At 55.9% G+C, this 13,333-nt stretch carries 23 protein-coding genes; 13 read left to right on the plus strand and 10 right to left on the minus strand.

Annotated features, from left to right (window positions below; genetic code table 11):
• Positions 1-102: 102 nt before the first annotated feature.
• Positions 103-1,134: a DUF2804 domain-containing protein gene (locus WMO64_RS13950; protein WP_349232354.1), complete on the plus strand. Its 1,032-nt coding sequence runs from the start codon at positions 103-105 to the stop codon at positions 1,132-1,134.
• A 61-nt stretch (positions 1,135-1,195) separates the two neighbouring features.
• Here the strand turns inward: WMO64_RS13950 and WMO64_RS13955 are convergent, their stop codons facing one another.
• Positions 1,196-1,792, minus strand: a complete 597-nt coding sequence (locus WMO64_RS13955; protein ID WP_349232355.1) for a TetR/AcrR family transcriptional regulator — start codon at positions 1,790-1,792, stop codon at positions 1,196-1,198.
• 93 nt (positions 1,793-1,885) lie between these two features.
• Here WMO64_RS13955 and WMO64_RS13960 point away from each other — a divergent pair, with 93 nt between their 5' ends.
• Complete coding sequence (locus WMO64_RS13960) at positions 1,886-2,761, plus strand: DegV family protein (protein ID WP_294522457.1); 876 nt, start codon at positions 1,886-1,888, stop codon at positions 2,759-2,761.
• A gap of 66 nt (positions 2,762-2,827) precedes the next feature.
• Here the strand turns inward: WMO64_RS13960 and WMO64_RS13965 are convergent, their stop codons facing one another.
• On the minus strand, positions 2,828-3,040 hold the full coding sequence (locus WMO64_RS13965; protein WP_349232356.1) for a zinc ribbon domain-containing protein: 213 nt from the start codon (positions 3,038-3,040) through the stop codon (positions 2,828-2,830).
• Between the two features lie 147 nt (positions 3,041-3,187).
• Here WMO64_RS13965 and WMO64_RS13970 point away from each other — a divergent pair, with 147 nt between their 5' ends.
• A complete protein-coding gene (locus WMO64_RS13970) occupies positions 3,188-3,724 on the plus strand; it encodes a 4'-phosphopantetheinyl transferase family protein (protein ID WP_294522451.1) in 537 nt (178 codons plus the stop codon).
• A gap of 232 nt (positions 3,725-3,956) precedes the next feature.
• Here WMO64_RS13970 and WMO64_RS13975 read toward each other — a convergent pair whose 3' ends face one another.
• Complete coding sequence (locus WMO64_RS13975) at positions 3,957-5,009, minus strand: tyrosine-type recombinase/integrase (protein WP_349232357.1); 1,053 nt, start codon at positions 5,007-5,009, stop codon at positions 3,957-3,959.
• A 430-nt stretch (positions 5,010-5,439) separates the two neighbouring features.
• Here WMO64_RS13975 and WMO64_RS13980 point away from each other — a divergent pair, with 430 nt between their 5' ends.
• Positions 5,440-5,985: a GNAT family N-acetyltransferase gene (locus WMO64_RS13980; RefSeq protein ID WP_349232358.1), complete on the plus strand. Its 546-nt coding sequence runs from the start codon at positions 5,440-5,442 to the stop codon at positions 5,983-5,985.
• Positions 5,986-6,080: 95 nt separating this feature from the next.
• On the opposite strand, the gene WMO64_RS13985 is transcribed toward WMO64_RS13980, so the two are convergent.
• The 4 genes from WMO64_RS13985 to WMO64_RS14000 form a co-directional block, all read right to left on the minus strand.
• Positions 6,081-6,515: a stalk domain-containing protein gene (locus WMO64_RS13985; RefSeq protein WP_349232359.1), complete on the minus strand. Its 435-nt coding sequence runs from the start codon at positions 6,513-6,515 to the stop codon at positions 6,081-6,083.
• Between the two features lie 42 nt (positions 6,516-6,557).
• On the minus strand, positions 6,558-7,100 hold the full coding sequence (locus tag WMO64_RS13990; protein WP_349232360.1) for a hypothetical protein: 543 nt from the start codon (positions 7,098-7,100) through the stop codon (positions 6,558-6,560).
• A gap of 32 nt (positions 7,101-7,132) precedes the next feature.
• A complete protein-coding gene (locus WMO64_RS13995; protein WP_349232361.1) occupies positions 7,133-8,038 on the minus strand; it encodes a BRCT domain-containing protein in 906 nt (301 codons plus the stop codon).
• 209 nt (positions 8,039-8,247) lie between these two features.
• Positions 8,248-8,583 (minus strand): helix-turn-helix domain-containing protein, encoded by a 336-nt coding sequence (locus tag WMO64_RS14000; protein ID WP_349232362.1) that lies wholly within the window; start codon positions 8,581-8,583, stop codon positions 8,248-8,250.
• Positions 8,584-8,738: 155 nt separating this feature from the next.
• Between WMO64_RS14000 and WMO64_RS14005 the strand changes: the two genes are divergently transcribed.
• Together WMO64_RS14005 and WMO64_RS17160 are read left to right on the plus strand one after the other, a co-directional pair.
• A complete protein-coding gene (locus tag WMO64_RS14005; RefSeq protein WP_349232363.1) occupies positions 8,739-8,945 on the plus strand; it encodes a helix-turn-helix domain-containing protein in 207 nt (68 codons plus the stop codon).
• A 15-nt stretch (positions 8,946-8,960) separates the two neighbouring features.
• Positions 8,961-9,173, plus strand: a complete 213-nt coding sequence (locus WMO64_RS17160; protein WP_435412075.1) for a Thoeris anti-defense Tad2 family protein — start codon at positions 8,961-8,963, stop codon at positions 9,171-9,173.
• On the opposite strand, the gene WMO64_RS14010 is transcribed toward WMO64_RS17160, so the two are convergent.
• Entirely contained in the window at positions 9,151-9,498 is a 348-nt protein-coding gene (locus WMO64_RS14010) for a hypothetical protein (RefSeq protein ID WP_349232364.1), read from the minus strand. The two genes, WMO64_RS17160 and WMO64_RS14010, sit on opposite strands and share 23 nt — an antisense overlap.
• A gap of 94 nt (positions 9,499-9,592) precedes the next feature.
• Between WMO64_RS14010 and WMO64_RS14015 the strand changes: the two genes are divergently transcribed.
• Entirely contained in the window at positions 9,593-9,757 is a 165-nt protein-coding gene (locus tag WMO64_RS14015; RefSeq protein WP_349232365.1) for a hypothetical protein, read from the plus strand.
• A 27-nt stretch (positions 9,758-9,784) separates the two neighbouring features.
• Here WMO64_RS14015 and WMO64_RS14020 read toward each other — a convergent pair whose 3' ends face one another.
• Entirely contained in the window at positions 9,785-9,970 is a 186-nt protein-coding gene (locus WMO64_RS14020) for a hypothetical protein (protein ID WP_349232366.1), read from the minus strand.
• A 94-nt stretch (positions 9,971-10,064) separates the two neighbouring features.
• On the opposite strand from WMO64_RS14020, the gene WMO64_RS14025 reads away from it, so the two are divergent.
• Both WMO64_RS14025 and WMO64_RS14030 read left to right on the plus strand, forming a co-directional pair.
• Positions 10,065-10,262, plus strand: coding sequence for a hypothetical protein (locus WMO64_RS14025; RefSeq protein ID WP_349232367.1), 198 nt, complete (start codon positions 10,065-10,067; stop codon positions 10,260-10,262).
• Positions 10,263-10,303: 41 nt separating this feature from the next.
• Complete coding sequence (locus WMO64_RS14030; RefSeq protein ID WP_349232368.1) at positions 10,304-10,768, plus strand: helix-turn-helix domain-containing protein; 465 nt, start codon at positions 10,304-10,306, stop codon at positions 10,766-10,768.
• Positions 10,769-10,873: 105 nt separating this feature from the next.
• On the opposite strand, the gene WMO64_RS14035 is transcribed toward WMO64_RS14030, so the two are convergent.
• Positions 10,874-11,617 (minus strand): hypothetical protein, encoded by a 744-nt coding sequence (locus WMO64_RS14035; RefSeq protein WP_349232369.1) that lies wholly within the window; start codon positions 11,615-11,617, stop codon positions 10,874-10,876.
• Positions 11,618-11,735: 118 nt separating this feature from the next.
• Here WMO64_RS14035 and WMO64_RS14040 point away from each other — a divergent pair, with 118 nt between their 5' ends.
• Genes WMO64_RS14040 through WMO64_RS14055 form a run of 4 tightly spaced genes read left to right on the plus strand, consistent with a single transcriptional unit; the run spans position 11,736 to position 13,327 of the window.
• The gene (locus WMO64_RS14040; protein ID WP_349232370.1) at positions 11,736-11,942 is read left to right on the plus strand and encodes a hypothetical protein; all 207 of its coding nucleotides are present in this window, start codon (positions 11,736-11,738) and stop codon (positions 11,940-11,942) included.
• A gap of 1 nt (position 11,943) precedes the next feature.
• Complete coding sequence (locus WMO64_RS14045; RefSeq protein WP_349232371.1) at positions 11,944-12,156, plus strand: hypothetical protein; 213 nt, start codon at positions 11,944-11,946, stop codon at positions 12,154-12,156.
• Positions 12,140-12,481 (plus strand): hypothetical protein, encoded by a 342-nt coding sequence (locus tag WMO64_RS14050; protein WP_349232372.1) that lies wholly within the window; start codon positions 12,140-12,142, stop codon positions 12,479-12,481. Before WMO64_RS14045 ends, WMO64_RS14050 begins: the two co-directional genes overlap by 17 nt.
• 30 nt (positions 12,482-12,511) lie before the next feature.
• Positions 12,512-13,327: an LvrA C-terminal domain-related protein gene (locus tag WMO64_RS14055; RefSeq protein WP_349232373.1), complete on the plus strand. Its 816-nt coding sequence runs from the start codon at positions 12,512-12,514 to the stop codon at positions 13,325-13,327.
• Positions 13,328-13,333: the final 6 nt, after the last annotated feature.

Below are 13,333 nucleotides of genomic sequence, written 5' to 3' on the forward strand. Positions count from 1 at the left end.
ATGCGCCCGCTGGTTGTCCCTATGCCCGCTTGCTCCGGGGAGACAGGTAGGATATAATAGACACAGACAACCCGGATATGTGGGACAAAAGGAGGGAGCGCCGTGGAACAGCATGAGATCACAAGGCCCATCCCCCTGCTGGACGGCAGGGGCAACCTGACGGAGGCGGGATACGCCAAGCGGCTCCTGCCGGTGTACGACCGCAGCAAGGTCAGGGGCGGGATCACCCGGCTGAAGGAGTGGGACTACTACCTGGTGATGAACGACCATTTTGCCCTGGCCCTCACCATTGCGGACAACTCCTACATGGGCCTGGACTCCATCTCCCTCCTGGATTTTGACCAGGGCTGGCAGGTGACCAGGAGCCCCATGCGGCTCCTGCCCATGGGCAGCACCGGCCTGCCCGCCACCTCGGAGCGGGGGGACACGGCGGTGTCGGGGAAGGGGTACGGCCTCTTCTTCCGGGCCGGCGGGGAGAAGCGGCTGCTGGTGGCCCACATGGACAAGTTCCGGGACGGCCAGGCCCTGGACGCCCGGGTGGTGCTCACGGATGAGCCGGAGGAGTCCATGGTCATCTGCACCCCCTTCGGCAAGCCGGGGCACTTCTACTACAACCAGAAGATCAACTGCATGCGGGCCTCGGGCACGGTCACCCTGGGGGAGAAGACCTACACCTTCCACCCGGGGGATTCCTTCGGCACCCTGGACTGGGGCCGGGGGGTGTGGACCTACCACAACACCTGGTACTGGGGCTCCGCCTCCGGTCTGGCGGACGGCGTGCCCTTCGGGTTCAACATCGGCTACGGCTTCGGCGACACCTCGGCGGCCACGGAGAACATGCTCTTCTGCAACGGGAAGGCCCACAAGCTCTCCAAGGTGGCCTTCCATATCCCGAAAAAGGGCGGCCGGTACGACTACATGGCCAATTGGACCTTCACCAGCGACGACGGCCGCTTTGAGATGGACTTTCAGCCCGTCCTGGACCGGGCGGCCTGTGCCAGCGCGGGGGTCATCAAGTCCGACCAGCACCAGGTGTTCGGCCGCTTCACCGGCCGGGCGGTGCTGGATGACGGCAAGGCGGTGGAGCTGCGGAACTTTATGGGCTTTGCCGAGCGGGTGGAGAACAAGTGGTGAAGACAGCAGATGGTCAGACAAAGCGCAACAGGGGCGCGCCGTAAGGCGCGCCCCTGTCTCATCAGGCTGTACGCTGGAAGATCTGGGCGAAGAACTGATAGTCCTGCTCCAGCTTGGGCAATAATGGGTAGGAGCCCTGGTGGAGGATCCAGTCGATGGCCACGCCCCGGAAGTGGCGGAACAGGAAGTCCGCCACCCACTCCGGCGACTTGCCCGGCATCAGCAGCCCCAGGTCCCGGGTCTGCCGCAGGCACTCCAGCATGGCCCGGTGGGTGAAGCGGGAGGGGTCCATGGACTCAAAGGAGGGGTTGGACAGGCGGTGGACATAGTACCGGGCCACCAGCTCGTGGCCCTCCTCCTCCATAAAACCGGCGTAGCTGGACAGCAGCAGCCACAGCCGTTCCACTGGGTCGTCCTTCTCGTGGCCCATCAGGGCCCGCTCCATGTACACGTCCAGAGAGGCAAAGCCCCGTACCAGCATATCTTCCTTTGACTTGAAGTGGTGGTAAAACGCACCGGTTGTGATGCCGGCCCGGCGGCAGATGTCCCGGATGGAGATCCGGTCAAAGCTGTCCTCGTGGGACAGCTCCATGGCGGCCTGGAGGATGGCCTGTTCCGTCTGCCTGGCCTGGGCCTTCCGCCGCTCGCGATAGTCCATAATGGGCCTCCTTCTCGCTTGACAGAGGTGGAAGAATTGGATATAATAGTCACATAACATCGTTATGCTACATGCTAATTATAGAGTAGGGTGATGAAATTGTCAAACCCCTATAAGATCGCCATTCTGACCGACTCCTGCTCCGATCTGTCGCCGGAGCTGCGGGCGGGAAAGCCCATCTTCACCGTGCCCCTGAAGATCACCTGCCGGGATGGGGAGTACTCCGACGGCGTGGACATCTTCGCGCCCGACATCTACCGCCGCCTGGCGGCGGGGGAGCTGCCCAAGACCTCTCTGCCCGACTTCTTCACCGCCGACCGCATCCTCAGCCGCATCAAGGCGGAGGGCTACGAGCGGGTGCTGGCCATCCACCTGTCCTCCGGCCTGTCGGGCACCTACAACATGATCCGGCTGCTGGGGGAGAGCCGCCACGACCTGGATGTGGCGGTGTTCGACTCGGTCAGCGGCGCGCTGGGCATCGGCATCATCGTGCTCCAGGCCTGGGAGGACATTGAGAGCGGCATGACCTGGGAGAAGCTGGTGAAGGAGCGGGTGCCCAAGCTGATCGCCAACACCTTCCCCTTCTTCTCGGTGGACACCCTGGAGTACCTGGCCAAGGGCGGGCGCATCGGCAAGGTGACCGCCATGGCGGGGACTGTGCTCAACATCAAGCCCCTCATTACCTTTGCCCCCGACGGACAGCTCCAGAGCGTGGCCAAGGTCCGGGGGCGCAAGGCCGTGCAGGACAAGCTGCTGGAGCTGGTGCGCAAGGCGCTGGGGGACCACAAGCGGTACAATCTGGGCGTGGCCAACGGCGGCGCGCCGGAGGAGATGGCCCAGCTCCGCGCCAGGATGGAGCAGGAATTCCCCAACTACGAACATTTCTGGGAGGGCGCCATAGACGCCACCCTCAGTGTCTACATCGGCAGCGGCGTGCTGGGCGCCGGCGTGCAGGTGCTGGACGACTGAGGAACCGGTACAGACCGATACAGAAAGCCAACGGCGGCGGGACAGCTCCCGCCGCCGTTTTTTGCCTCAGCCCCCGATAAGGAAGTCCAGGATGTCCCAGCCGGTGTCGGTCTGGGCCTTGTAGAGCTCGGTGTAGCCGCACTGGGTGCAGGTGATGGTGTAGAACTTCTTGTTCTGAATGTCGAACAGCTTGGCGAAGTTGCCGCCGGTAGCCTGGAACTGGTCGTGCTCATAGGTGCGGCAGCCGCACTTGGGGCAGATATACTGCAATTTTTCCATGGAACGTCACTCCTCATTGCCCGGGAAAAGCGTGCGCAGGGGCGTGCCCCCGGGATTTTGCAGATATTGTACAAAAACCGGATTGAAAATACAAGGTAAAAAGGATTAAAATAGACATAACACTTGAGACGGAAGGGGGAAATGGCGATGCTGTTGATATTGGGGAGCAGAGACCAGGAGGGACGGGCTGCGTCCCGCCGGCTGCTGGCCCTGGGCCTGCGGGAGATCTGGGGTCTGGAGGAGATGCCGCCCGTGGTCCGCGGGCCCATGGGGAAGCCCTATTTCCCCGACCTGCCGGACGTCCACTTCAACCTGAGCCACAGCGGCAATCTGGCCCTGTGCGCGTTTTCCGACCGGCCTGTGGGCGTGGATATCGAGCGGGTGCGGCCCCACCGGGACGGCCTGCCCCGCCATTCGCTGGACATCCGGGAGTACCGGTGGTTCCTGGAGCAGGGCGGCGGCTGGGACAAGTTCTGCCAGCTGTGGACCCGGAAGGAGAGCTGGGTCAAGCGGGTGGGCGGCAGCATCGCCGGACCGGCCAGGATCTGCCCGCCCCTGCCCGGAGAGCGGGCGGAGGGACTGCTGCTGCAGGACTTTGCCGGCGAGGGCTGGCGGGCGGCTGTGTGCGCCGCCGGAGAAGGCGAGTATCAGATCCAGTGGAGGGACCTGGCGGGAGCTTCATAAAATATCAGATTGGCAAAACAGCGCGGCTTTTTTCGCAAAATGTGAAAAAAGCCGCGCTGTTCTGTCTATAATGTGATAAAATCTGGAATTTCGAAATGAGAAATTCCCTTTTTCTTAATGATTCTATAACTTATCGAATTTAGAAAACCCTTGCGGCGCAATGGGTTGCGGGAATTTCTGTTATGAGCTTGTTATTAACCGGATTCTAACATCCTATTTTTGTGTATTTTGCTTATGCCAATTTCCGCATAGCCCGTTGCAGAAGTTCAATCGTCGCATGGGTGTAGTGCTGGGTGATATTTGACTCCGTTGAGTGCCCTATGAGCCACTTTATGGTCAGTTCATCCACACCGGCGGCATGGAGCCGGGTGGCAAAGGTATGGCGACACCAGTGGGGTGTGGCCTCCGGTGTACCCAGCGCTTCCGCAATCGCCGGGAAGGCCACCGTGCGGTATTGCTGCGCGGTCATGGGCGCTCCGTCCACGGATATGATGGTGTCGCCTCCACGCTTAATCCAGGACAACAGGTAAGGCTTAATCTTGGGATGTACCGGGACAATCCTGTCTTTACCGGCCCTGGTCTTTTTCCCGCCCTGGAGATAGTCACCATCAGCATGGTAGGAAAAGACCGTCAGCTCCAGAAACTCAGAGATCCGGAATCCTGTATAGCAGAGCATCAGAGCCGTATCCGCCCACGGAAAGCCGTCCTGGGCCAACTGCTCCAGCTTGGCCATCTGCATGTCTGAAAATGCGCCTTTCGCTCTCTTGGCGTCAACAGACGGGATGTCGAGATACTTGGAGTAGTCCTTGGCTACGATATCCCGCTCCATGCTGTACCGATAGAGAGCCTTGATGAGCATGGCGTCGTTATTGATGAGGGACTGGGAGAGGCCGTTCTCCTCATCCTCGTCCAGTATAGACTGCCACTGATCCAGTGTCATGTCCCTCATTTTCTTGCCCGCAAACCGCGACACACGTTTATTCCACGCAGCTTTATGGCTGGTCACGGATGCAGGATTGAGCCGCTTATACTCTCTGCCCGACCAGTACTCATAGACCTGCGATACAGTCATGGCGAGCTGTTCAGGCGCAGCTATCAGCCCTGCGGCGCGGCTCTGGTTGTAGGCGTCCAGGGCGGCCTGGGCCTCTGCGGCTTTGCTGTGGTAGCTGAGCGCCACCTGCTTGATTTTCCCGTATTTATCCCGGTAGGAGACGCGCACAGCATAGGGCCGCCGGCGCGGGCCGGACAGCTTGACAATACTGCCGCTTCCGTTGGCTCTTTTCAAGAAATCACCTCAATATTTTTTAATAATCCAAAGCCCAGAGAACGCAATAAGTAGAAATGATGGTATCAGGACCAAACTACACCAGTATTTTCTCTGATTGTGTACATGTCAACATTTCTCCTTTGTCACATAGTATAAAAAGAACACAGATAATCTAAACAGTTTTACAGTTGACATTTTGTGAATTATGAGAATATTTTTTTTGTCCACTTCTGGTATAATAAAACCGTAGGTTAAATGTATTGTTTTCTGAAACTTTATTGTGCAGAGAACCCAGTATAAAAGGAGATGATACTATGTCGGCAGTAGCCAGAAATTACGGTTACCGAGTCATTATTGACAAGAATAAGAAGAAGCCGGAACCTACAATTAGCTTAGCACAGCTCAAGGTCAGATGTGAGGATGCCGCCAAGTATTTGCCCAAGAAGAAATGATAGAAAACGGCGAGATCGTACTATATGATCTTGATATGGCGCGTAAAGGGTTGGCCTTCCAATTTGAGGTCAACCCTAATTCTTGTGGGAATCATGAGCACTACGAAGAATATATCAGATATAACGCAATCAGTGACAGAAACTGTGGACTCGGTGTTACATATGTATTTCTTCAAAGTACAGATGACAGTGAAAAGATTCTGGGATATATAACATTGCGCGCAGCATCGTACATCGTGGAGTCTGAAGGTGTTACATATGGGCACCCAGCTCTTGAGATATTTGAACTTGCAGTTGATAAGACAGCAGAGCGCCAGGGCATTGGTACAAATTTGGTCAACTTTGCGTTGAAGACTGCCAGCGACCTGAGAGAAACTTTTCTTGGAATTGAGTATATAATTCTGTGTGCTGACAAACAGGCTGTCCCTTTTTACGAAAAAGCAGAATTTGGACGCATGGATGAGCAGGGCAAAATCCCCAGAGAACAATGGAATGTAAATTGTATTCCGATGCTGCTGAGACTTCCGGAAGATATGGATTGACAACCGCCCCCGGCCGGATGGCTGAGGGCGGTTTTTGTATTCGTATTGAAATCCGCCGACGTTGGCGGATTTGAAGCGTGTCCAAATCGGACACATCAGTGGACACACTTGCTGCAAGGCTCCAGGCCCATGCCGGTGGCCGTCTCAAAGGGGACGGCCCAGTAGGTGCCGCCGTTGCAATTGCTGTCATAGTGATATTTTTCCCCGGTGCGGGTGATGTACACAGACTTTTCAGCCTCGGGCGTGGTGAGGACCACAGTGGAGGTGGCGCTGTCCCAGGTGACATCCAAGCCCAGAGCCTTGGCCACGGCCCGGACAGGCAGGTAGGTGGTGCCGCTGATGGCGAAGGGCTCTACGGCGGCGCCGTTAGCGTCGGTGGGGGTCACAACCTGGCCATCCATCGTGATTTTGATGTCTGCATAGTCCAGTGTGGCGGTCTGCTGGGACGCGGCAGCGGCCGCGCCGATGACGCCCAGGACGGACAGGGTGACAAGGATTCCGGAGATAAAGCTGCGAGTGGTGTTTTTCATCGTTCTTCCCTCCAACAAATTGATGTGTCCAGGTCGGACACGTCAGTCCACATTGCGGTTTGAGCCGTAGAAGATACGACCGGACTGGAGTACCTTACGGTAGCCACAGCCCAATGCAAAGGCCTTGTCCGGGTGGACGCACTTCTTTGCATCGCTGCACTCCATGTACCGGGAGCAGCAGTCCCACTCCTTAGGGTAGCGGGTAACACACTCACGGGCGATATCAATCAGCAGGCTTTCGTCGCCTTCCAGCGGGTTCTTTTCATCCACCGGAATACGGACATACTTCAGCTCAGACTTGGCGGTCTTCTTCGGAAGGGACGAGGGAATCAGGTCAGAGAATACAATGGGAATGGATATGTAGTGCTGCTTTCCGCGGAAGTGGAGCCGGAAGAGCGTAAAGGACGAGAGGAAAACGGCGCTGTACCCCTGGGTGATATTTAGGCTCAAAAGATCGGCACTCTCGTCATGATCTTTGATTGCCTGTTTGAGCTGGGGGAAGATTCGATTGAGGAAAAGCAGCTCCTTTTCCGCTTTCTTTTCCTTCTCAGAACGGGTATCAAAGAATGAAATCTGTTCAGACACAGTATCAACTCCCATATGTAGAGGCGGAGGCGTTATGACAGCGCCGCCCAGAAATCATGCTCGTTTACGAGGACAATGGGGTGACCAGCCTTGCGCAGCTGGATGGCCTTTTCCACCTTCCGGCCGTAGCAGGAGAAGGCCCAGCAGGGATTCCCCTCTGCCCCGACAATGAGATAGTCAACGGCCTTGGTGATGGTATCCTGATAGATCCCTCCGGCCTCTTCAATGATTGCGGCGATTTCCTTCCGTTTGGCTCTGGCAGAGGTACCGGTAAAGCAGAAGGTTTTCCCGGCAATCGTAACGGCGGGGGAGACCGCACAGATTCCGCCGATGGTATACTGCTCTTGCAGAGCCTTTACGTCCGGCTCATTGACGTTGTAAGACTCCTTGGTGTCAATAAATGTATAGAAGAACGATTTGAGGGTGTTGCGTTCATCTTCTGTGACAACCTGGTCTGCAAGCACAGACGAGAGCAGGCTGTACACCTCATCAAAGGGATATGTCCCGGCCAGAAAGGTGTGTGCGTCCATCCAGTCCTGAAGCTGCTGGATCTCAAAGTCGGTTATGGCATTGTCGGCAACCAGGCCGTGGATGATGCCCTCCAGCTGTTGGATGGAGGAGGTGACAACGTCGTAATAGAAGGAGAACGAATCGTCCTCCAGCAAGTTACGGCACAGCCACAGAATGTCGTCAATTTCATCGCGGGACAGCACACCGTCGGATAGAGCCTGATCAATGACCGGGATGATCTCACTGAACGGGTGGCGGTTCATAATGGGCCTGTAAAGATCCACCCAGTTCTGGACTTCCATAAACTCAGCTTCGTTGATGTTGCGGTCAATGGCTATCCCGTTCAGCAGGCCCACCAGGGTGTTGATTGCCTTGTGCAGCTCGGCCGGGCCTGTGAATCTCCGATAATCTTCGAGTTCCTTGATCACAGACAGCTCACCTCTTCGGTGTCCAAGTCGGACACAAAATTTTTTCTCTTTTTTCTTAGTTGCATTGACATTGTAGAACGGACGTTCTACAATGTCAAGTACAAGGAGGGGGAGAAATGCCGATAAGAAAGGAAATTGCAAGACTGGAGCAGGCGATGGAGGCGGCGCTGGGCCGCCGGCTGGCAGAGAAAGACTTGCCGGAGATTCAGCTATTGCTCCAAAGCCGCCGCGATGATCTTCGCCAGACGTTGGAGCTGGGCATCGGAGAGAGTCCCCACGTCGATTCCCTGATCTAGAAGCATCTTCGCCAGCTTTTCATATACGACAAGCCCGCTGCCATCCTCGGCAGCGGGCTTTTTTTCATCCCGGCCAAGGATATAGTCCGTTGATACACCAAAGATTTCAGCGAGCTTTAGCAGCGTTTCATAGTTCGGCTCGCTGGCCCCGCTTTCGTATTTTGCATAGGTTGTCCGATCAATTCCCAGCAATGCTGCAACATCTTTTTGCAACATTTTTTGGGATGTCCGTAACTGCTTTAGCTGCATTTCGCTCACCCCGAATCAAATTAAGTATATGTGAAAAAAAGTCACATTTCAATAAATGTGAAGAAATTTCACATTTGCTATTGACAAGTGAAGAAAATGCACATATAATGCGTGGTGTGAAGAAACTTCACGTTGCGGCTTTTGGAGGTGAAAAGATGCAGACAATAAAGGATTTCCGAGAGGCGTGCGGGATATCTCAGGAGGGGCTTGCGCAGATGCTTGGAGTCGACCGAAGCACGGTTGCAAAATGGGAGACCAGAGACGTGTATCCCAGGGGAGATAAAATTGTCGCGCTTGCGGATGCTTTGAATTGCTCTATTGATGCCCTCTTTGGCCGCACGCCGCCCGAGGCGGCCAGCTGAGAGGAGGTGAGCGGGGTGAATATCCAAAAGGCAACACAAAAGGCTCTGGAAGTCGGCGGTCTGATTGTCCGGCCTTTCTGGAGAGGTCGTGTACATATCAAGCCGACAAATGGCCCGGATGATTGCATTTGCTATGGAAAAGGCAAAGCCCCCTGCCCGCGGTGGCATCCGCAGGCAGAGGACCTGTTGGCGGATGACTGGGAAGTTACCACAGAAGAATTGACTTAATCTGTTCAAGATAACCAAGAAATTCCGTAAATCCGCTTTTAAATCGGCCTTCCATGTAAATGATCGCTTCATCGGTCAGGGAGGAATCATATACGGTATTGTCTGCATCCAGACTGGCGAGCAACCCCGCGCGCTTTAATTCCCAACAGGTATCCTCAACATCGGGCAATTGCCACCCCGGAACAACCTCGTTACGAATTTCTTCAGCACTTCCGATATGTTTTGCGTCTGCTCGCGATTTTCCCAGTTTTCTTTTTTCACAGTAGGATTTATACAATGCGCAGACGAGAGCGTCTGCATCTTTGGACAGTTTTAGCTCGGACATAAGTTCACCTCCCTTCCACCGCCCATATTCTACCACGGCGGGGAAGGGAAGTACAACAGCCGCCCGAGGCGGCCAGCTGAGAGGGGGTGAAGAAATGAATACAGGATTTGGAAAGCACACACTCGTATTTGAGGTTGATGTAAACAACGATGAACTGATATCCAGGCTGCTGAAGCTGCAAGAGAAGGCAAGCGACGTGGCCGCAGAAGCGGGCCGGATTATTCTCGAACTCCGACAGGCCGAAGAAAGCAAAAGCTGAGGCCGCTATAACGACCTCAGCTTAAAATCAGGGGAGATACTCCAGAATTGCTGTTTTAAACTCATGCAGAGCATAAAAGGTCTGCCGCGCAAATTCATAGAGTTCACCGTCTGTTACGGGCCGTTTCCCGTATGGATCAGACATTGCCAAGGTGTCCGTCTTGTAGGATTCAAGCGCCTTGGTAAGCCGTTCATCGAGCTCTTGTTTTGTCATTCTTTTCACCTCCCTTCCACCGCCCATATTCTACCACGGCGGGGAAGGGAAGTACACAACCGACTGAGACGGCCAGCTGAGAGGGGGGAAGAACATGATGCAGGGGGACACCCCGGAGCTGCGGCGGATCATCCGGTGGCTGGAGAGGCAGTTCGAGCCAGACCAGCTGGAGAGTGTGGAGCGGGTCACCAAGAACGCCGTCCGCATCACGGACCGCTGGGGCGACACGGCCCTGGTTATCTGCCGGCAGGACGGGGACGTGGAGATGATGCCAGTCCCGGAGGCCTGCTGAACTATCTGCAAGTATTTTAGTCTGAAAAGGAGGTGATTACCATGCCGGAAGAGACCCGAAATATTTATAAGACCTGTCGCAAGGCTGCCGGGCTTACTCAGGAAGCGGCAGCGGAGCGGCTGGGCATCAGTGTGGAGAGCCTGCGGGCCTACGAGACCGGCCAGCGGGTGCCGCCTGACGAAGTGGTGGAGGCGATGTCTGATCTGTACAACACCCTGCACTTGATTGTGCGCCATGTGCGTGAAAAGAACGCCATGTATGGCCGTGTGGTGCCCGAGGTGCCCCAGGCGGGGGTGCTGGAGGCCAGCGCCCGGCTCACCAACCGGATTTACCAGTTTGCTGACAGCCATGCGGACCGGCGGCTCATGAGGATCGCCGAGGACAACGTCATCGACGGCAACGAGCGGCCCGAGTTTGACGACATTATGGAGGACCTCCAGGAGATTGTTGCCGCCGCCCTGGCCCTGCGGTGCGCCCAGCAGGCCGATTGCCGGTCGAGTATGTGATAGGGATAACACACGTACGATGGATGAGGAAAGAAGGTGTTTAAATGGCAGATGCCGAAGCCAATGGGCCGCAAGGAGGTGATGGGCTGTACAACGTAGAAGTGTCTAGACGAATAAGGTGCGCAGTTGAAGCAAACCCGGGCGCATCTCCTGAGGTTCTGTTTGAAGCCATTCGTCTAGAGATGCTTGCAATGACTGATTCGGATGGATCTCACAAAGCGCAGGAACAGAAGCCCAAAGTCGCGGATTCCCCATAAAAATTGGGAGAAGCAAACCTGCGACATACCTGTTTTTATTGCGCTGGTAACAGTTGCGCTCCAGATCTGCAATTGTTTCTTGCGCTTTTAGGTTAACCGGTTCGGCTGACTGCAAGTCCCTTTCCGCATACTCGGCAAAACAGTTCGCATAGAGCTGCCCGTCTTTTGTGCGGTACTGGATGCCATTTTTCATCCAGAGGTGTGTCAAGTAGTGCAGGAAAAAGGATGAAGCTGTATGACAAATACTTTCTTCCAGCCAGCGTAAATTTTCTGGTACGTTGCCCGGTATGGAGTAGTGACAAAGTTCATGTGCAAATTGGAATGCGGCTTGGGACCATGAAGAAGTCTGACACTTGAGAAAAATTGCGTGACCCTCTCTGAAACACTGCGGGTCATGTTCCCCATGGCGAATAAAAATAGTCAGTGGTTTTTCTTTTATGGTCGGGACAAATTTGGAAAACGAAAAAGAAACACAATCCAACACAAAAGAAAAAATGTTTATAGATGCCTCAGACTCGCCAGAAGGAACATAGAGCCGGTGCTGAGGGATAAATGTAAAATTCCTGTATTGACTTATGTGGTTGTCATTCATAAAAATTTACTCCCTTCTACCATGGATAGAGAATAAAGAGCAATAATCGACAAAACAAGGAAGAAAAAATCCGCCCCCAGGTGTGCGAGACCTGAGGACGGAAAAGGAGATTTACACAATGAAAATATACCATAAGACGGGCGGAAATGCAAGAAATTTCCGCTGGATTCGTGCACCCTTTTGCGTCCTGCTGACTGTCATGGCCCTGGGCGCCGTGGGCAATATCGAGTGCGGATTTGTCAGCGTCCGGGCCGGGGCCGTGATCCTGGCGGCGCTGGCTGCCGGGCTGGCCGTGGCCCTGGCCTGGCCGGAGAGGAGGGGCTGAGATGACCAAGAGTGAGGAGCGACGCTGGAGGGAGTACTACGCAGCATCGGCCCGACGCTGGAAACATAACCCATGGGCCCTGGTGGGCAACCTGGAGGCTATTATGGGATTTCAGGATCTCACCGCTGGGCAGAAGATCAGGCGGATGCAGTTGGCAATAGAGGCCTACAACGAAGCGATGAAGGAGGCAAGCAGCAATGCCGAGAAGATCTAACGCGCCCCGTCCGTCGGACGAGGAGATCATGAAGTACGACAACGTGCCCATCCATCTGGCGGCGTCCTACCTGGGGACAAGCTCTCCCACCATGATGCGGGCCCTCCAGCAGGGCCGTACGCCCTTTGGCTGGGCCGCCCTCAACGAGGAGACCGGTACATACACCTACAACGTCAGCCCCGGGGGCCTGGTGGAGTACAAGCACCGGGGCTATAAGACGGTGGACCTGTCCCTGATGGAGCAGCTGATGCAGGAGGCGGTGGACCGGCTGGTGGCCGCCCGCATGGACAAGCTCAAGGCCGCCATGCGCCTGATGGAGCAGTGAGCTGTTTGAGCGGAAGAAGGGGGTGATGGAGTGCAGGAATATCACTTCAATGCGGCCCTGGCGCAGCGGTACGGGGTGGATGGGGCTGTGTTCCTGCACGCCATGGCCTTCTGGGTGGCCAAGAACAAGGCCAACGGGCGGCACTTCCATGAGGGCCGCTACTGGACCTACAACACCCGGAAGGCCCTGGCGGAGCTGTTCCCGTTCTGGACCCAGCGGCAGCTGGAGCGCATTGTCAACAACCTGCGGGACGCGGGGGCTGTACTGGTGGGCAACTTCTCCGAGGACAAGGCCGACCGGACGCTGTGGTATGCGCTGTCCAACGACGTGCTGGAGGCCTACGGGGAGAGTGCGGACCCCATTTCACCAAACGGTGAAATGCATTTCACCGATCCGTGTGATCCATTTCACCAAACGGGGAAATGTAATAAGGAAACAGTTACTAACCAGTTATATATACCCCCTATATCCCCCAAAGGGGGACAGGGCGGAAAAAAGAAACGCTCACCCAAGAGTGTCCCCCAGTGGAAGCCGGAACGGTTTGAGAAGTTCTGGGCCTACTATCCCCGCCATGAGGACCGGGTGTCCGCTGTGCGGGAGTGGGACAGGCTCAGGCCCAACGACGAGCTCATTGACGCCATCGCCAGGGCGCTGCTCTGGCAGACCAAGGCGGAGGACTGGCCGGCGCCCTACGCCTGCCGGTACCTGCGCAACCAGCGGTGGCTGGACGAGCCCCCCAAGCCGAAGGGACAGGCCCCCAGGGCGCCTGCCCAGGGCCTGAGCGGCTGGCACTACGAGGAGATAGACGGAGAGAAGGTGCTGGTGGTCGATGAGCCAGGAGATTGATTTGCG

This window comes from Pseudoflavonifractor intestinihominis (genome assembly GCF_040096055.1).
Lineage (GTDB): Bacteria > Bacillota > Clostridia > Oscillospirales > Oscillospiraceae > Pseudoflavonifractor > Pseudoflavonifractor intestinihominis.